The sequence below is a fragment of the Xanthomonas sp. WHRI 7065 genome (assembly GCF_040203115.2).
Lineage (GTDB): Bacteria > Pseudomonadota > Gammaproteobacteria > Xanthomonadales > Xanthomonadaceae > Xanthomonas > Xanthomonas arboricola.
In genome coordinates, this window is sequence record NZ_CP168194.1 from 84,108 (window position 1) to 99,877 (window position 15,770).

At 63.7% G+C, this 15,770-nt stretch carries 17 protein-coding genes; 8 read left to right on the plus strand and 9 right to left on the minus strand.

From position 1 onward, the window contains the following. Positions 1–35 precede the first annotated feature (35 nt). Together ABQY64_RS00310 and ABQY64_RS00315 are read right to left on the minus strand one after the other, a co-directional pair. Complete coding sequence (locus ABQY64_RS00310; RefSeq protein WP_349779607.1) at positions 36–1,544, minus strand: ribonuclease H-like domain-containing protein; 1,509 nt, start codon at positions 1,542–1,544, stop codon at positions 36–38. Further along, positions 1,541–4,036, minus strand: coding sequence for a DEAD/DEAH box helicase (locus ABQY64_RS00315; RefSeq protein ID WP_349779608.1), 2,496 nt, complete (start codon positions 4,034–4,036; stop codon positions 1,541–1,543). Before ABQY64_RS00315 ends, ABQY64_RS00310 begins: the two co-directional genes overlap by 4 nt. Positions 4,037–4,209: 173 nt before the next feature. On the opposite strand from ABQY64_RS00315, the gene ABQY64_RS00320 reads away from it, so the two are divergent. After that, positions 4,210–4,872: a hemolysin III family protein gene (locus ABQY64_RS00320; RefSeq protein WP_039511099.1), complete on the plus strand. Its 663-nt coding sequence runs from the start codon at positions 4,210–4,212 to the stop codon at positions 4,870–4,872. An 81-nt stretch (positions 4,873–4,953) separates the two neighbouring features. Here ABQY64_RS00320 and ABQY64_RS00325 read toward each other — a convergent pair whose 3' ends face one another. The 4 genes from ABQY64_RS00325 to ABQY64_RS00340 form a co-directional block, all read right to left on the minus strand. Then, entirely contained in the window at positions 4,954–5,256 is a 303-nt protein-coding gene (locus ABQY64_RS00325; RefSeq protein WP_039411584.1) for a plasmid stabilization protein, read from the minus strand. After that, a complete protein-coding gene (locus ABQY64_RS00330) occupies positions 5,253–5,726 on the minus strand; it encodes a hypothetical protein (protein ID WP_349779609.1) in 474 nt (157 codons plus the stop codon). Before ABQY64_RS00330 ends, ABQY64_RS00325 begins: the two co-directional genes overlap by 4 nt. Positions 5,727–5,812: 86 nt before the next feature. Beyond that, positions 5,813–6,334: a hypothetical protein gene (locus ABQY64_RS00335; RefSeq protein WP_016902924.1), complete on the minus strand. Its 522-nt coding sequence runs from the start codon at positions 6,332–6,334 to the stop codon at positions 5,813–5,815. 170 nt (positions 6,335–6,504) lie between these two features. After that, the gene (locus ABQY64_RS00340; RefSeq protein WP_024940059.1) at positions 6,505–6,942 is read right to left on the minus strand and encodes a helix-turn-helix domain-containing protein; all 438 of its coding nucleotides are present in this window, start codon (positions 6,940–6,942) and stop codon (positions 6,505–6,507) included. 233 nt (positions 6,943–7,175) lie between these two features. Here ABQY64_RS00340 and ABQY64_RS00345 point away from each other — a divergent pair, with 233 nt between their 5' ends. Continuing rightward, on the plus strand, positions 7,176–7,979 hold the full coding sequence (locus ABQY64_RS00345; protein WP_349779610.1) for an SDR family NAD(P)-dependent oxidoreductase: 804 nt from the start codon (positions 7,176–7,178) through the stop codon (positions 7,977–7,979). Positions 7,980–8,080: 101 nt separating this feature from the next. Next, entirely contained in the window at positions 8,081–8,410 is a 330-nt protein-coding gene (locus ABQY64_RS00350) for a YciI family protein (protein ID WP_241235272.1), read from the plus strand. A 159-nt stretch (positions 8,411–8,569) separates the two neighbouring features. Here ABQY64_RS00350 and ABQY64_RS00355 read toward each other — a convergent pair whose 3' ends face one another. Continuing rightward, on the minus strand, positions 8,570–9,661 hold the full coding sequence (locus ABQY64_RS00355; RefSeq protein ID WP_349779671.1) for an ATP-grasp fold amidoligase family protein: 1,092 nt from the start codon (positions 9,659–9,661) through the stop codon (positions 8,570–8,572). Positions 9,662–10,116: 455 nt separating this feature from the next. Between ABQY64_RS00355 and ABQY64_RS00360 the strand changes: the two genes are divergently transcribed. Next, complete coding sequence (locus tag ABQY64_RS00360) at positions 10,117–10,830, plus strand: hypothetical protein (RefSeq protein WP_349779611.1); 714 nt, start codon at positions 10,117–10,119, stop codon at positions 10,828–10,830. Between the two features lie 10 nt (positions 10,831–10,840). Here ABQY64_RS00360 and ABQY64_RS00365 read toward each other — a convergent pair whose 3' ends face one another. Beyond that, entirely contained in the window at positions 10,841–11,734 is an 894-nt protein-coding gene (locus ABQY64_RS00365; protein WP_349779612.1) for a LysR family transcriptional regulator, read from the minus strand. A 139-nt stretch (positions 11,735–11,873) separates the two neighbouring features. Between ABQY64_RS00365 and ABQY64_RS00370 the strand changes: the two genes are divergently transcribed. Then, positions 11,874–12,626, plus strand: coding sequence for an SDR family oxidoreductase (locus ABQY64_RS00370; protein WP_349779613.1), 753 nt, complete (start codon positions 11,874–11,876; stop codon positions 12,624–12,626). A 204-nt stretch (positions 12,627–12,830) separates the two neighbouring features. Here ABQY64_RS00370 and ABQY64_RS00375 read toward each other — a convergent pair whose 3' ends face one another. Then, positions 12,831–13,157, minus strand: a complete 327-nt coding sequence (locus ABQY64_RS00375) for a nuclear transport factor 2 family protein (protein ID WP_104561577.1) — start codon at positions 13,155–13,157, stop codon at positions 12,831–12,833. Positions 13,158–13,243: 86 nt separating this feature from the next. Between ABQY64_RS00375 and ABQY64_RS00380 the strand changes: the two genes are divergently transcribed. From ABQY64_RS00380 to ABQY64_RS00390, 3 genes are all read left to right on the plus strand, one after another. Continuing rightward, entirely contained in the window at positions 13,244–13,591 is a 348-nt protein-coding gene (locus ABQY64_RS00380; RefSeq protein WP_104561559.1) for a helix-turn-helix domain-containing protein, read from the plus strand. 202 nt (positions 13,592–13,793) lie between these two features. Then, positions 13,794–13,934, plus strand: a complete 141-nt coding sequence (locus ABQY64_RS00385) for a hypothetical protein (protein WP_166772907.1) — start codon at positions 13,794–13,796, stop codon at positions 13,932–13,934. Between the two features lie 1,037 nt (positions 13,935–14,971). Beyond that, on the plus strand, positions 14,972–15,742 hold the full coding sequence (locus ABQY64_RS00390; protein ID WP_146092607.1) for a hypothetical protein: 771 nt from the start codon (positions 14,972–14,974) through the stop codon (positions 15,740–15,742). The last annotated feature ends 28 nt before the right edge of the window (positions 15,743–15,770 follow it).

Genomic DNA, 15,770 nt, shown 5'->3' on the forward strand with positions numbered 1-15,770 from the left:
GCACCCAGGATGCGCGCATTGCGCCTGCTCTTGCGCTACGGCGTCTCCAGCATCGGAATCACTTCACGGTCCTGCGCGTCCACCGCCACCAGGCGCTGCATCAGCAGCGACAAGGTCACCACGTCCTGGTGATTGTGCTCGGCCACGCGGCGCAGGTTGCGCGCGCTGCCGCCGCGCAGGTAACTCAACCAGGCGGCCGGCGCTTCGGAGCCGGGCAGGTCGTCTTCGCGCACCACGCGTAGCAGCTGCCGTTCGATGGTGGCTAGCTTGCAGTTCTCCCAGGTGCCGCGATAGCGGCGCCGAGTGGGGAACAGCAGGTCCACATGATCCAGCGCAGAGATCGGGTCGCCGCGGCGCGCCAGCCGGTAGCGCGTCTTCAACAACGGCGCGTCGTAGCAGCGGCCGTTGTAGCTGGACAGCACCGTCTGCGGCGACAGCCAGCGGCGGAACAGATCCAGCATCGCGCTTTCGGCCGCCATCGTGGACATCATCAACTGGCGCACGCGCAGCCCGCTGCCCTGCGTAGCGTCGGTGTACCAATCGGCCACGCCGATCATGAAGGCGCGCGTGCCGGTGCCGCCGGCCAGGCCGGTGGTTTCGGTGTCGAAGAACAATAGATCCATCGGGTCCACCGCGTCCTCGCGCTTGGCGAAGGCCAGCGACAGCGCCTGGCGCGGGATCGCCTGCGGCAGGAACGCTTCGATCAGGTGCAGGCCGGGCGCGATCTCGTTGCCGGGCAGATGCCGGTCGGTGGACGCCGCGCGTACCGGTGCGTGCGCCGAGACCGCGCGCTCGCGCAGGCCGATCATCTTGCGCAGGCCGGCGATATCGGTGCGTCGCTGCGGTGGCGGGTTGGATGTGGGTGCAACCGGAGTCGCGCGCATCGCCGGCACGCGCGCTGCCGCATCGGCCGCCGCACCTGCCGGCTTGTGGCGCACATCGTGGTCCACCCAGGCAAACGCCGAGCTATCGCGCGCAGGCGCTGCAGCAACCGGTGCCTGCAGGGCGCGGCGCGTCATGGCCGGTGCGCTGGGCTGGGCACGCGGTGCACCGGCAGCCTCTGCGCTGCCGGGCTGCGCGCTTCGTACAGCCGCCTCGCGCGGCAAAGCGCGTGACGCAGACGCAGCAGCACCCGGCGCAAGCTGGCGTTGCGCACGCGTGGGCATCACCGCATCGTCCTTGCGCGCCGTGGGTGTCAGCCCGCCGACCTGGCGGCGCAGCAGGCGCAAGCGTTCTGCGCTCACCCCAGGATCGCTGCCAGGCACCGGCGCTGCCGGCGCACGCATTGGCTGCGCCGCCGCAGGCATGTCACCTGCGGCACGCGTGCGTGCATTGCCTGCCGCAGCATCCGCACCGACTGCATCACCCGAGGTACGCGCCACCGCTGCCGCGCGCAGCGGGTGGGCATCGGCCTGCGCATCGACCGCAGCGGAAACATCCGCACCATCCGCTGCAGCGCCATCTGCAAGCGCCGCCGGCGCCGGCACATCGGCATGCCCGGCCTGACGCCGCAACAAGCGCAACCGGTCCGCACTCACGCTCATGCAAGCACGTCCAGCGCCAGGTCATCGTCCACCTGGGTGGCATGCCGCAACGGCGCATCCGCATCGAACAGCAGCGCCAGCACGGTCAAGGCCAGCGACTTGGGCGATTCGCCCTTGCCTTCCTCATGCGCGGCCAGCACCGGGCCTACGCAGGCCGGGCAGCCGGCGCTGCAGTCGCAACGCCGCACCAACTCGTCGGCGCGCTGCAGCAGCTCGGCCTGGCGCAGCCACAGCGGCTCGCTCAGGCCTACGCCGCCGGGGAAGTTGTCGTACAGATACACCGTTGGCACAAAGGCCTGCTGCAGTTCCACCGCGCCTTCTTCGCCTTCGTCCACGCCGCGCAGCTGTCCGCGCCCGGTCTGGTCGGCCACCGCAAACCACGCGCCGTCGCCATTGCCCACGGCTTTTTGCAGGTCGCGCGCATCGGCCATCACCGCCACCGTGGCCACCACGTGCAGCGCATAGGCCGTACCCAGAAAACCATCCAGCGCATCCTGCTTGGAGGCGAATGCCTTGCCCAGCGTGGCCTGCGGCAACTGCCACCACACCGCGGTGGTGTGCAGTTCCTGGTCGGGCAGATTGACCGGCCCGTAACCGATGTTCTCGTGCGTGTAATAGCGGATCTTCTTGTAGCCGGACACGCGCCGCACCACATGCACCTCGCCGTGATGCGAGTCGCCGCGCCCGGCCACGCCGCCGTCGAAGCGGTCCAGCACCTTCAGCTTGGTGTAGTCGATGCTGTCGGTGTAGTAGTCCACATGCGTGCGCGTGACATAGGCCTTGCGGCCTTCCCAGTCCAGCCGCTCCACCTGGTACGGCGTGCTCTGCACCATGTGGATGGCGCCTTCGTACAAGGTCAGCGCCGCGGCCGAATAATCCACCTCGGCGATGATCTGCTGCTTGCCGTCGCTCTTGTCCACCACCACAAAGTTGCCGTCGGCCACCGAGCGCAGGCTCACCGCATTGGCCGGGTAGCTGTCGGCAATCCACTCCCAGCGGTCGCCTTCCTGGTGGATCACTTCGCTCTCGGCCAGCGCTTCCAGGAACACCAGCGGGTCGATCGGCCCGAACGGCTCGCTGGCAATGAACGGCAGCTCGAACGCCGCGCAGCGGATGTGGTCGAACAGGATCAGCGGCTGGTCCGGCGCAATGCGCGCATGCTCGGGCGAGGCATCGGCAAAGAAATCCGGGTGCCGCACCACGTATTGATCCAGCGGTTGCGAGCTGGCCACCAGCACGCCCAGCGCCGGCTGCTGGCGTCGCCCGGCGCGGCCGAAGCGTTGCCAGGTCGCCGCCACGCTGCCGGGGTAGCCGTTGAGGATCACCACATCCAGCGCGCCGATATCCACGCCCAGCTCCAGCGCCGAGGTGGACACAATGCCGTCGATATTGCCGGCGCGCATCGCGCGCTCCACCTCGCGCCGCTCGGTGGGCAGGTAGCCGCCGCGGTACGCACGGATGCGTGGCGGCTTGCGTGGGTCGTGGTCGAAGATGTCCTTCAGGTACTTGGTCAGCACTTCCACCATCAGGCGCGTCTGCGCGAACACCAGCGTCTTCAGGCCGCTCTTGATCGCGATGCGCGCAATGCGGTTGCTCTGCGAGCGTGCCGATGCGCGCAGCCCCAGATCGGCATTGACCACCGGCGGGTTCCACAGCAGCACGTGCTTGTCGCCGGTGGGCGCGCCGGATTCGGTGATCGCATGCACCTGCTCTTCGATCAGGGCCTGCGCGTGCGCGTGCGGGTTGCCGATGGTGGCCGAGCACAGGATGAACTGCGGGTTGGCGCCATAGAACGCGCAGATGCGCTTGAGCCGGCGCAGCACGTTGGTGACGTGGCTGCCGAACACGCCGCGGTAGGTGTGGATCTCGTCGATCACCACATAGCGCAGGTTCTCGAAGAACTGCGCCCACTTGGTGTGATGCGGCAGGATCGCCTGGTGCAGCATGTCCGGGTTGCTCACCACGATGTCGCCATGCAGGCGGATCGCCTGGCGTGCATCGCCGGGCGTATCGCCGTCGAAGGTGAAGGCCTTCACCCCCAGCTCGCCGGCGCGGTTCAATTCCAGCAGCTCGGCCACCTGGTCCTGCGCCAGCGCCTTGGTCGGGAACAGGTACAGCGCCTTGGCCCCGGAGCGCATCGCCGCGCTCACCACCGGCAACGTGTAGCACAGCGATTTGCCCGACGCGGTGGGCGTCACGATCGCCACATGTTCGCCGCGTTGGGTGGCCGCCCAGGCATCGGCCTGGTGGCTGTAGAGCTGGCTGATGCCACGCGCGCGCAAGGCGTCGGCCAGCGCGGCCGGCACGTCGGCGGGAATCGGCGCATAACGGCCGTCGCGCCCGGGCAGGGTAAAGCTGCCGGTGATGCGGTCGTGGTAGCGCCGTTCCAGGCGTTCGGTGAGCAGTGCGCCATCGCGGCTGGGCCGGCCATCGGTGGTGGCCAGCGCGCGTTCGGCGGTTTCGGTGCGGGGAGCGAGGGCAAACGGAGGCATACGGCGGCTCCCAAAGAGGGGCATGAGACAGGGGAGGTGTCTCAGGGTATGAGACCAGCGCCGAACCGGCGAGCCTGTGTCACTGAGCGGATTCAGCAAGCCGGGTATTCTGTTGCCCCCACCGCGTCACCGTTGCCTTGCACGCTGTGGCTCCCCCATTTCGAAGAACTGCCGTGCCCGTTTCCCCCAGCCTTACCGCGCCGCACTACAAGACCCGTTCCGCCCGCCGTGCCGATGTGATCGTGCATGCCGCCGGCCTGTTCCTGGCCATCGTCGGCGGCGCCTGGATGGTCTGGCGCGCGCATGCCAACCAGACCATGCTGCTGGCTACCTGCGTCTACGCGCTGGGGCTGCTGGTGATGTTCGGCTGCTCGGCGGCCTACAACTTCGCCCCGCCGCAACGCCAGCCGATGCTGCGCAAGTTCGACCACGCCGGCATCTTCGTGATGATTGCCGGCTCCTACACCCCGTTCCTGCTGGTCGCCCTCGACGGCACCTGGCGCTGGGCGATGATCCTGGGCGTGTGGGGCGTGGCCTTGTTCGGCGTATTCGCCAAGCTGTTCCTGCCCGGCATCGCCAAGGGCTTCTGGGTGGTGATCTATCTGTTGCTGGGCTGGGCCGGCATCGTGGTGATCAAGCCGCTGCTCGCTGGCCTGGACAGCACCGTGCTGTGGCTGATCGCCGCCGGCGGCGCGTTCTACACCGTGGGTGTCACCTTCTACGTGCGCAAGTCGCTGGTCTACAACCGCGCCATCTGGCACGCCCACGTGCTGGGCGGCGCGCTCTCGCACTGGTGCGCGATCTGGTTGTGCCTGCAGCCGTTGGGTGGGGTGTAGCGCGCTGTCGATGTCGTCGAGCAGTCGCGTATGCCCATCGCTCGGTAGCATCGACGCGTCATGGATCTATTGATCGCCTGACTACGTCGGCTTCCAATCAGAGCGCGCAGGTACGAGGGCAAGGATCAGCACATCGTCGCCGTCGCGTGTGTAGATCAAGAGATATCTGCCGTCCTGGCAGGTGTACAACCGCGTTCCCGGCAGTGGCCCAGAGTGATAGGTGGCGGCACCATCCAGCGCGTCGCCCTCGGTTTCGATCCGGTCGTCCTGTTCACATGCGGCAAAATAAATCTGCGGGTCGGAGATTTCGATCGCGCGCGCCAATGCTGAAGCGAGCAACGCGGTGCGCGCATCCAGCGCGCTCTGCTTCCAGGCCACGCTCACGCACGCGTGCCCTTTGCAGCCAGGGCTGCCTCAAGCGCCGCACGGTGTTGCGTCTTGAGCGTCTTCATCTGCTGCTTCGCCTGCGCGCTGGAGAGTGCGGGGCGGGGGTCGGCCAGGGCATGCTCGGTCTGGGTGCGTAGCGACACCGCATAGCGTGCATCCAACTCCTTGACCTTCATCGCCTCGGAGCGGTCAGGCCGGCGCTTCGCATTGCCGCCCTCGGCGTCCCACTGCGCAGCGTCCACGTGAAGCACGTCCAATGGCATGCCCATCTCGCGCAAGACCTTTAACGCACTTTCGAAGCTGCCAAACCGGCGCGGCGCATTCGCCTTGGTGGCCAGCACACGGGTCTGGTCATGGGTCTGCAATTGCACGGTCCAGGCACCGGCTTCCCCGATGACCGACGCGTGCCTGACCGCACTGGCGTCGACCAGGGCACGTGCGGTCGCCAGCTTGACCAGATTCGTCATGGCGTTATCCAGTTAACGATTAGGTGGTAGCCACTTTATCATTGATCTGGCGCGCCAGCTAACGGTTGGCAGTCAGGCTCACACCCTCACAGCTTGGTCTTCATCACCGCCTCGAACGCCGCATCCGGCGCGATGCTGTCGGAGAGCACGACCACCGAATGCAACGTGCCCTTTGCCTGCACGTTGTATTCAAAGCCCACCGGCTTGCCGCCGCGGCTGAACACCTCGATCTCGCTGTACTCGCCGAGCCGGCCTTCATAACTCTCGCGCTCCAGCCCGTGCTCCTTGGCAAAGGTGCCGGCGGCGCTGCGTGCGCCCTCCCACACCGCGTCTTCGTAGCTCATCGGCTGCAGCAGGCTGATCATGTGGGTCGCGCAGGCGTTGGTGCTGGTCACGCCATAGCCATCGACCTCGCCCAGCAACGGGATCTTGCGGACATCGCGTTTGGGCGTGGCGGTGACGGTGCAGCCAAGCTGCTGCAGCTCGGCAAGGGTGAAGTGCTCGGACTCCGGGCGCGGCGCGCTGGGGGTGGCCGTGCCACCGTTGCAGGCAGACAGCAGGCCCAGACAGGCGAGCGGCAGGAAGCGGCGTAGGGAAACGTGCGACAACGGTGACGTCCTTGTAGTGATGGGAAGTGCGGCGCGGCTTTCCTCGACATCGGCGCGCAACATGACGCCAATGCGTCACGCAGTTTGCCCAGGTCGGGGCAGCCAGGGCGCGCGAGGGTAGCGCGTCAGGCGTCAACGCATGCTGAGAGCCATCCACCACGCCGCCGCGCTTACTCCGGCATCACCATGCGGATCGCGCGTGTGCCGATCTCTGCGCCCGTGACTGCGTCGATGGCAACCGGCTGCAGTTCGGTGCCGGTTTCCGCATCCAGAAAACGCAGCAACTTGCCCTCGCCACGGTGCTTGCGGCCCCACGCGCCGATCATGAACAGCACCGGCAGGTAGTCGCGCCCTGCCTGGGTCAGCACGTACTCCTCGCGCGGCGGGCGGGTGGAGTACAGGCGCTTTTCCAGCAGCCGCTCCTCGGTCAGCGTCGCCAGCCGCTTGGTCAGCATGGTCGGGGCAATCCCCAGGCTCTGCCGGAACTGATCGAAGCGGGTCAGCCCGGAATTGGCGTCACGCAGGATCAGCATCGTCCACGCATCGCCCAGGAAGGTCAGGCTCCGGGCGATCGGGCACAGGCTGTCCGACGACGTTTTTGAGTTCATATCATTTCCGTATTGACTCACTATCAAATCGATACTAGCATGCGGCGCATGGGCAGTCCAACCGGGCGTATCAGGCAGGTGACGGGCGCCCAGGCCGCGGCGGCAACCGCGGCGGCAGTCCGCATCAACGCACACCGCAATGCAGGTCAGCGTCAGGCACCGCGCAGCTGCACGCCGATGGCTGGCGATGTTTCTCCACCTTTCCTAAACCGCATTCCTTCAGAGACACCACAATGAAAAAGACAGTGCTGATCACCGGCGCATCCTCAGGGTTTGGCCTGTTGCTGGCCACCAACCTGCACAAGCAAGGCTTCAACGTCATCGGCACCAGCCGCGAGCCGGAAAGGCACCAGGCCAAGCTGCCGTTCAAGCTGCTGCGCCTGGATATCGACGATGACGCCTCGATCCAGTCGTTTGCCACCACGCTGTTCCAATCGGTCGACCGCCTGGATGTGCTGGTCAACAACGCCGGCTACATGGTCACCGGTATCGCCGAAGAAACCGCCATCGACGTGGGCCGCCAGCAGTTCGAAACCAACTTCTGGGGCACGGTCAAAACCACCAATGCGCTGCTGCCGTACCTCCGCAAGCAGCGGAGCGGGCAGATCATCACCGTCAGTTCCATCGTGGGGCTGATCGGGCCGCCGAACCTGTCGTATTACGCGGCCTCCAAGCACGCGGTGCAGGGGTATTTCAAATCGCTGCGGTTCGAACTTGCCCAGTTCAATATCAAGGTCAACATGGTGGAGCCGGTCTGGTTCAAGACCAATCTGGGCCACAACGCAGTGCCTGCCGCCGGCAACACCATTGCCGACTACAACGCTTACCGCATGCAGGCCAACGCGGCGACCCAGAAGGGAATCGACACCGCAGAAGCACCGGACGCCGTGGTGGACACTATCCAAAAGCTGATCCAGGCCAAGGACCCCAAGTTCAGCAACCCGGTCGGGAAGATGACCGGCATGATCCTGTTCCTGCAGAGTTACCTGCCAAAGATGTTTGAAGGCGCGATTTTCAAAAGCATCAAAACAGCCTGAGTGCTGTGCGTTACATGCAGCGCCAATCCAGCTGCTGATTCCATCAAGTAAACCGCGCAAAACCCCCGTGTTATCACCCGATCAACGGCTTTGCTAAAGCCGTGACGCATCCCCTATGCCACGAGTACACGAGAATGAAAGCGTATTTCTGCAAATTCATCCCGCCGCGCGCGGACTTTCTGGCCACCATGTCGGATCAGGAAAAAGCCCTGATGCAGCAGCATGCCGCGTTTCTGGACCAGCGCCTGGCCGAGGGCGTGCTGCTGGCGCATGGCCCGGTCATCGATGAAACCGGCGGCTTTGGTCTATCGCTGTATCAGATTGCCGACGACCAGGATATTGCCGCCATCACCGCACAGGACCCGATCATCAAACACGGTGTCGGCCAGTATGCGCATTACCCCATGCTGCATTTGAAGGCGCGCGGATAAACGCCGCGCTGCAGGCGGCACGCTCAAATCGTCATCGCAGCAGCGCGTTGCGGTGGCGAGCGTGCGCCGCGCATGCAGCAAGCCATGGCGGCCGCAGGCGTGCTGCGCTCAGGCCACGCTGTCAGTTGCCCGCCGCCCGGACGGGGCGGGCAAGCGCTCTCACCGCACCGGCACCCGCGCGCTGGCGCCCAAACCCTGCGTGGGAAATGCTGCGGCCACCGGCGCACGCCGCTGCACCCACATGTCGCCCATCATCCGGTCCAGCCCGCGGTCCAGGCCGGTGACCAGCCCCGCGCCCGGGGTAAAGGTCAGCTCGCCGAAATAGACCTGCCCGTGCTGGATATACCAGTCCACCCGCACGTAATCGAAGTCGCTTGCCAGCAGCTTGCTCAGCTCCAGCGCCTGTTCCAGCAGCGCCGGCGCGCAGGGCGGTGCGCGCCCGTCGTCGCGGATGCGGTGAAAGGCCTCGTGCAGGTTGCCCACAAAGAAGGTCATGCCCAACTTCGGCGTGTCGAAGCGCCCGTAGATCACCTGCAGCACGTACTGAAAACTGCCGTCCGCCTGCCGGAACATGTGGAACTTGTAGTCCACCGGCACCTGCTGCGCATCGCCGATGTACTGCTCCACCAAAATGCGCGGCGGAATATCGCGGTAATGGATCTCGCGCACCTTGTCGGAAAAGTCGGTCTGCAGCCACTGGCCGCAGCGCTCGATGATGCGGCGCTTCTGCTGCGCATCGGGCTCATCGCGCACCACCTCCACCATCGCCGCGCCATGGTTGGCCTTGATCACGGTCTGCCGCCACTGCGGCAGGCGCAGCAGCTCCTGCGGGTCGGTGCTCTCCAGCAGCAGCGGGATCAGATGCGCCTCACCGATCCTGGCCGCCACATACGGGCGCACCGCAAACTTGTCCGCCAGCCGCCGGTACAGCGGGTAATCGCCGTGCACGCACTTGCGGTAGAGAATCTTCTCGTTGAAGCACTTGGGCGCGTATAGATCCGGCAGCCGGCCGAAGGTGTGCAGGTAGTACAGCCGGTCCTGGTGCCGCCAGGGCAGGGTGCGCAGCAGGCCGCGCGCGCCCTTGCGCAGCAGGCGCTTGAGGCTGATGGCGTCAGTGGCCGGCGCAGCTGCGCCAGGCGATGCGGCCGGGCGGGCGTCGCCTGCAAACCGCGTCAACCCCGGCAGCAGCGCAGCCCACGGCTCACCTGCTGCCCCAACCCGCGCTCCCAGCGGCTGCGTCTGCAGCCCCATCCCGTTGTCCATCGCCAGATCCCTCTTCTCGTCGTTTAGTGAGACGCAGGTCACAATTAAGTGTGATGCTAGTCACGGTATACGGGAAAAGTAAGAAGAGGGTTGCGAAACGTCTCAAGCAGACCGATTTCGCAAAGATCAGTGCGTTTTAGGGCTTGAAGACGGGCTTGGCGGCTGCTGTCGCGTCCGCTTTGCTGCGTTGCGGCAGCCTGCGCGGGCTAGGGCACGCGGCCACGGCCGGTTACCGCCTGGGCAGAACGCTGCTCAGGGCCGTAGCCGGAGGTCGCGCAACTCAAATGGCGGCGTGTGCGCTCCGCCACGATGGGGAGGTGCACCCAGGGGAAGCGCCAGGCGTTGAAGGCCAGCGCAGGCCCGCACTCAGGGGACGCAGTCGCATCGCGGCCCAGGATCGAGCAACATCAGGCGATACCACTGCAGTCCGCAACGGATGGCCCATGCACGTCACCAAATTCCTGTCCCTGGCAGCGCTGTGCCTTGCGCTTGCCGCCTGCGCAGACACAGACCAGCCAGCACAAGCCGATAAGGCGCCCACATCGGCACGGGCAGCAGCCAGCCCCGCCACCGCAGATGGCAACGCAGCCGCACTACCGCCCGACCAGGCGGTCAATAGCCATCCGCCTTCGGTCAGCCAGCAGGCAAGGCGCTATCTCTGCCCGCGGGGCCCCAATGCCTGCCCGGCCGGTGGGCCGTTGATCGCCAATTCCGATGCGGAGGCGCAGTGGCTGTTGCGCCATGGCTACCCGACGGAACACGAACTGGCCCGCTTGGAAACCCTGACGCTGGACCAGCTCAAGGCCGAGTCGCAGGCAGGCAACCAGGCCGCAACGGTGATCTACGGCAAAAAGACCGCACTGGCGGGCCGTTTTTATCAGGGCATCGGCATCCTGCGGCGGGCCGCGGTGGCGGGGAACCTGTATGCGTACTACGGGCTGTCGGACGTGTACGTCAGCGACACCGCAAACAAGAACCTGGTCGACAGCCTGGCCTACCTGCGCCTGGCCTACCTGCTGGGCGATGCAAAAGCCTCGGCCGTCATCGCATCGCGTGGCTTGAGCAGTGTTGAAAACGTCGTTGCCGACGAGCGCGCCGCCTCACTGCACAAGACGTTTTCCAAGTATCAGCGCCCGTCGCCAAGGCCGCTGGAATAACGCCGGGCGATCAGACTCCCACATTCAGCTGCGGAATCTTGGCAAACGCCTCGGCAATAAAATCCATGAACACGATCGCCCGCTTCGGCACCAGCCGGTTGGCCGCATACAGGATGTGCATGGGCACCGCTGGCGCGGAGAATGCGCCCAGCACGATCTGCAGCTGCCCGGCCTTGAGCCCCTGCTCGAACAACCACTCCGGCCCCTGCCCGATGCCCAGACCCGCGCTTACCGACTCGCGCGCGGCCTCCGGCGAATTGACCCGGATCCGGCCGGACACCGGCACTTCCACATCCTTGAAACGCCAGGTCGCCCCGGAGGCCAGCAGGGTGTACAGCACGCAATCGTGCTGGCGCAGGTCCTCGGGCACGCGGGGCACGCCGCGCTCGGCAAGATAGGCGTTGCTTGCCACGCACACGCGCTTGAACATGCCGATCCGCCGTGCGCGTAGCGCACTGTTTTCCAGGTGGCCGATGCGGATGGCGAGTTCCGCGCCCTCGTCGAGCAGATTGACGAAGCGGTCGTTGATCTGCAGATCCAGCTCCAGGCCCGGAAAGCGCCGCAAAAACTCCGGCACCAGCGGCATCACATAGTGGTGCGACAACGCCGTGGGGCAGGCCACCCGCAGCAAGCCGGAGGGCTGCACGTTGTCGTGCAGCGCCATCTCCGACTCGCCCACCGCATCCAGGATGCGGCGCACCTCCGCGTAGTAGCGCTCTCCTTCCGGCGTCAGCACCAGCTTGCGGGTGGAGCGGTTGAGCAGCCGGGTGTGCAGGTGCTCTTCCAGCGCCGCCACGTGGCGGCTGACATTGGGCTGGCCCAGGCCCAGGTCGCGCCCGGCCGCTGAAAAGCTGCCGGTTTCCACCGCACGCGCAAAGCAGGTCATCAGCAGAAACCGGTCCATCGCCCATCCTCATTCATGCGCATACCGCATGAATGGTATGTGCCCGCGCGGTCTTCCGCCACATTCGGCATGGGCCCAAGCTGCACCGCATCGAAGGCCGGCCACGCGCGGCGGGCCTGCCACCTCCCAGGAGCACCCCATGTCCCGTCTAGCAGGCAAACGTACCCTCATCACCGGCGGCACCAGCGGTATCGGCCTGGAGACCGCCCGCCAGTTCCTGGCCGAAGGCGCCCGCGTCATCGTCACCGGCAACAACCCCGAGTCCATCGCCAATGCCAAGGCCGCGCTGGGTGCCGAGGTGCTGGTGCTGCGCGCCGATTCGGCCAGCGTCGCCGCGCAGCAGCAACTCGCGCAGGCGGTGCAGGCGCATTACGGCCAGCTCGACATCGCCTTCCTCAATGCGGGCGTGTCGGTGTGGGCACCGATCGAAGAGTGGACCGAACAGGCCTTCGACGCCTCCTTCGCCATCAACGTCAAAGGCCCGTACTTCCTCATGCAGGCGCTGCTGCCGGTGTTCGCCAACCCCGCCGCGGTGGTGCTCAACACCTCCATCAATGCGCATGTGGGCGCGGCCCGCTCATCGGTGTATGCAGCCACCAAGGCGGCGTTCCTGAGCATGGCCAAGACACTCTCCAGCGAACTGCTGGCGCGCGGCATCCGCCTCAACGCGGTCAGCCCCGGCCCGGTGGAAACCCCGCTGTACGACAAGCTCGGCATCCCCGATGCGTACCGCGCCCAGGTCAACCAGGACATCGCCGCCACCATCCCGCTCGGCCGCTTCGGCACCCCGGACGAAGTAGCCAAGGCCGTGCTGTACCTGGCCTCGGACGAATCCCGCTGGACGGTAGGCTCGGAACTCATCGTCGACGGCGGCCGCACGCTCAACGGCTGAGCGTTTCTGGAAAGTACCGGCAAGAACAGCGGATGCACTGTCGCCTGACGCGATCACTTCGATGCCGATGCCGCTCAGAGCATCGCCACCGGTAACAGCGCATCTTCGTAGTTGCCTACCGGGCACCTTCCTCGGCGATCGTGTCAGGCGGATGTTTCCAGGATCAACGCCTTGGTGGATGAAGCATGGCGCCGGCACACCCGGTCAATGAATCTCCAACGCCGCAATCTTGCCGCCCACCAGCTGGAACACATGCTCCAGCTGCAGCGGGCTCTGCGGGAAATCGCCGGACACCTGCGCGGTGACACTCACTTGCTCGCCCTGGGTGTGCACGCCAACCGGCACCGCACGATACGGCGTTGTGGCCTGCGTCTGTGCCAGCCATGCGGCTATCGCGGCAGCACCACGGTGCTGGCGATGCTCGTCATGCACCACCGCATCGTCGGCCAAGTGCGGCAGCAGCTCCGTGGCATCGCCGGCATTGCTGGCGGTAAAAAAGCAGGCAATGGCGTTGGGCAGGGCAAGTGACATGGCGGCGGTCCGGTAGAAACGGTATGCCATGATCAGCAGCGGCATTGCATGCCGCAAGAACGCACGCAAAGGTAAGTCACGCACCCATGGGAAAGCCGCACACCCCGGACACCGCCGCGTGCGATGTCGAAGCCCTGCTCAAACTCATCGAAGGCCGCTGGAAACTGCTGCTGCTGTTTCACCTGTTCGACGGCAAGGTGCAGCGCTACTCGGACCTGGAGCGGCTGATTCCCGCCATCTCGCAGAAGATGCTGGCCCAACAGTTGCGCCAGATGGAACGCGACGGGCTGGTGCTGCGCACCGTCTACGCGCAGGTACCGCCGCAGGTGGATTACCGCCTCACGCCATGGGGCCAGGCCCTGTGCCCTGCGCTGGATGCAATGCTCACCTGGGGCCAGGCGCGGCAGCCGTTGCCCGAACCGTCGCCGCAGTGATGGCTCGGCACGCCGCTGTGGTACGCCGGCCTTAAAAAATCAGGCACACAGCACCACGCATATCGCCAGAGAACTGACCCGGATAACGCACCGGCGGTCTTGCAGACTCTGCCGTCTCGCGCGCTGCAACCAGACTTGTGCGGCCAACATAATCGGCCTAGTTTCGCCTCGCCACCATTCGGGTGGCGAGGAGGTCACACGCATGGCGACCAACGAGAAAACCGGCCCGAAAGCGGCCAAGGCCGCAAGCAAGGTCTTGCGTAGCGGCAGCACCGGCAAGGATTCGAAAACAGCGGCCGCGTCCGCTTTAAGCCAGGCACCGGACAAGAAAAAGAAGAAGTAATCAAGCGAGCGCTGCAGTAAATCTGTAGAGGCGCTCGACCAAGCACGAGCGCCTCTTCCTCAAGTGGTTTTTGGTGCGCGAAGTTTCAACCAATGACACCGCTGGTAAAAAATGTCGGGTACCCGCTGACAAAACCCCTACATAACGGTAGGGTGCAGACTAGAACGGGGGTTCATGCATGGAAAGCAGATGGGCAAATGCCAGATTTACGGGGGTGCGATCGTCAACATGGCTGCTTAGGCTCGCTGTGGAAGTTGATGCTTTTTTAATCATTTCCAGCGGTATGCTGCGACTGCGGCTGGAAAAAAATAGTCCAGTTGCAAAAGGTGGTAGGCAATACATCAGCGAAGCGCTTGCATACTTCGCATGGAAGATGCATGGCACGTACTGTCTGGCCGCGCTCGCCCCGTCTGTCGGAGACTACCATCGCTGCAAACGGCTGAACATCTACCCCAAGCTAGACAACTTAGCCGTCAACGGATGGTGCCAGTTTGAACCGCTGGAGGGCGAAGTCTTCCGCCGTCGAAACTATGCCATGAAAGAGGTCAGCCCGGGGGGCACTGACGGCAGCACTGACAGATCTTGCGCGAAGATGGGCAGCGCATATTGGTGCAACGCATGCCACGCAGACGCCAGTAAGTGCGTGTGATCGTTTTCCATGAAGCATACAGCTCGCTCGCGCGTCACAACTCGCGGGAGTTGAATATTATTTACGCTAGTATTTATAAAAATGAGAATAAGCGCTTTTCGCAAGGAAAGTCGATTGTCTTAATGAGTACTACACAACTAGAGAGATTAGGGTGGTGCGGTCGCCCAAGACAACGCATGCCACCCACAATGCGTGTTGGGTCAAGCTTCGAGGCAGTTCCAAGTAGCAAACCAAAAGTACCTTATTGCCGCATTTGGTGGAAGTTCACTCTTGCGTTAACAAATAAGTGGGCCGGCATGAATTTTTACCGATGTACAAGGTTCGAAGGTTTGCGAGTCGCGGGGTAAATTAGCCCGGCGCTTATCTAAGTACTAGAGGTGAATTGATAGTGGCAAATTACATAAAAAGAGATGTTATAGCTGAAGCATACACGCATTTGGAAGTTAATATTTTTGATGACAAGTCGCAGCTCAGTAAACTTGAGAAAGAATTAAAAGAATTTTTCGGCGTACGGGCGAGTTTCATATTCGGGACGGAAGTCGACGTCCGAGTCGAATTTGAAGAGGGAAGCTTAAAAACCAAAGTGATTGCTTATGCTTCGGCAGCAGCAGTTCTTCTCGGTCCGGTGGCCAACTATAGCTCCTTCAGGGAAAGTGTCGCTCAGATGGCAGCAGATGCGGCTGCACTGGCGCAAATGGCAAACATCGAAGTTGTGTTTAGAACAAAAACCCCACGCTGTGATCGGATCAGGATAGAAAAAAGACGTGGCGTTTTTGGCCGCGTAGACGCGTTTCTAAGTGAACTCGACAGCATCGGCAATGAGTTAAGTGGAACCAGCTTGCCCACAAAAAAGGCAGAAATTAAATCGTTGGACGCAAGCATCGATAATTTAATAAATTTAAATAACAAGATTGATATCTTGTTCGAGAAGTTGGAGTCTGATGAGACGATTGCTTGTATCTCCGCTGGATTACTCAAGGAATTTAAAAAGTTGCCTCGAACTTTTGGCTGGGAGAGAGAGATGAAAAGAAATAGCTCTATACGTGCTCAAATTCTAAATAGTGACCCTGCTTTGTCAGCAGCTGCGAGCGGAACTGCAGCAAGGTATGTAGCCGCTGTCAAGCAAATAGAAAAAAACTTGGAAAATAGATTGGAGTAAGCTAATTGCTTTAACGGATGAAGAGATA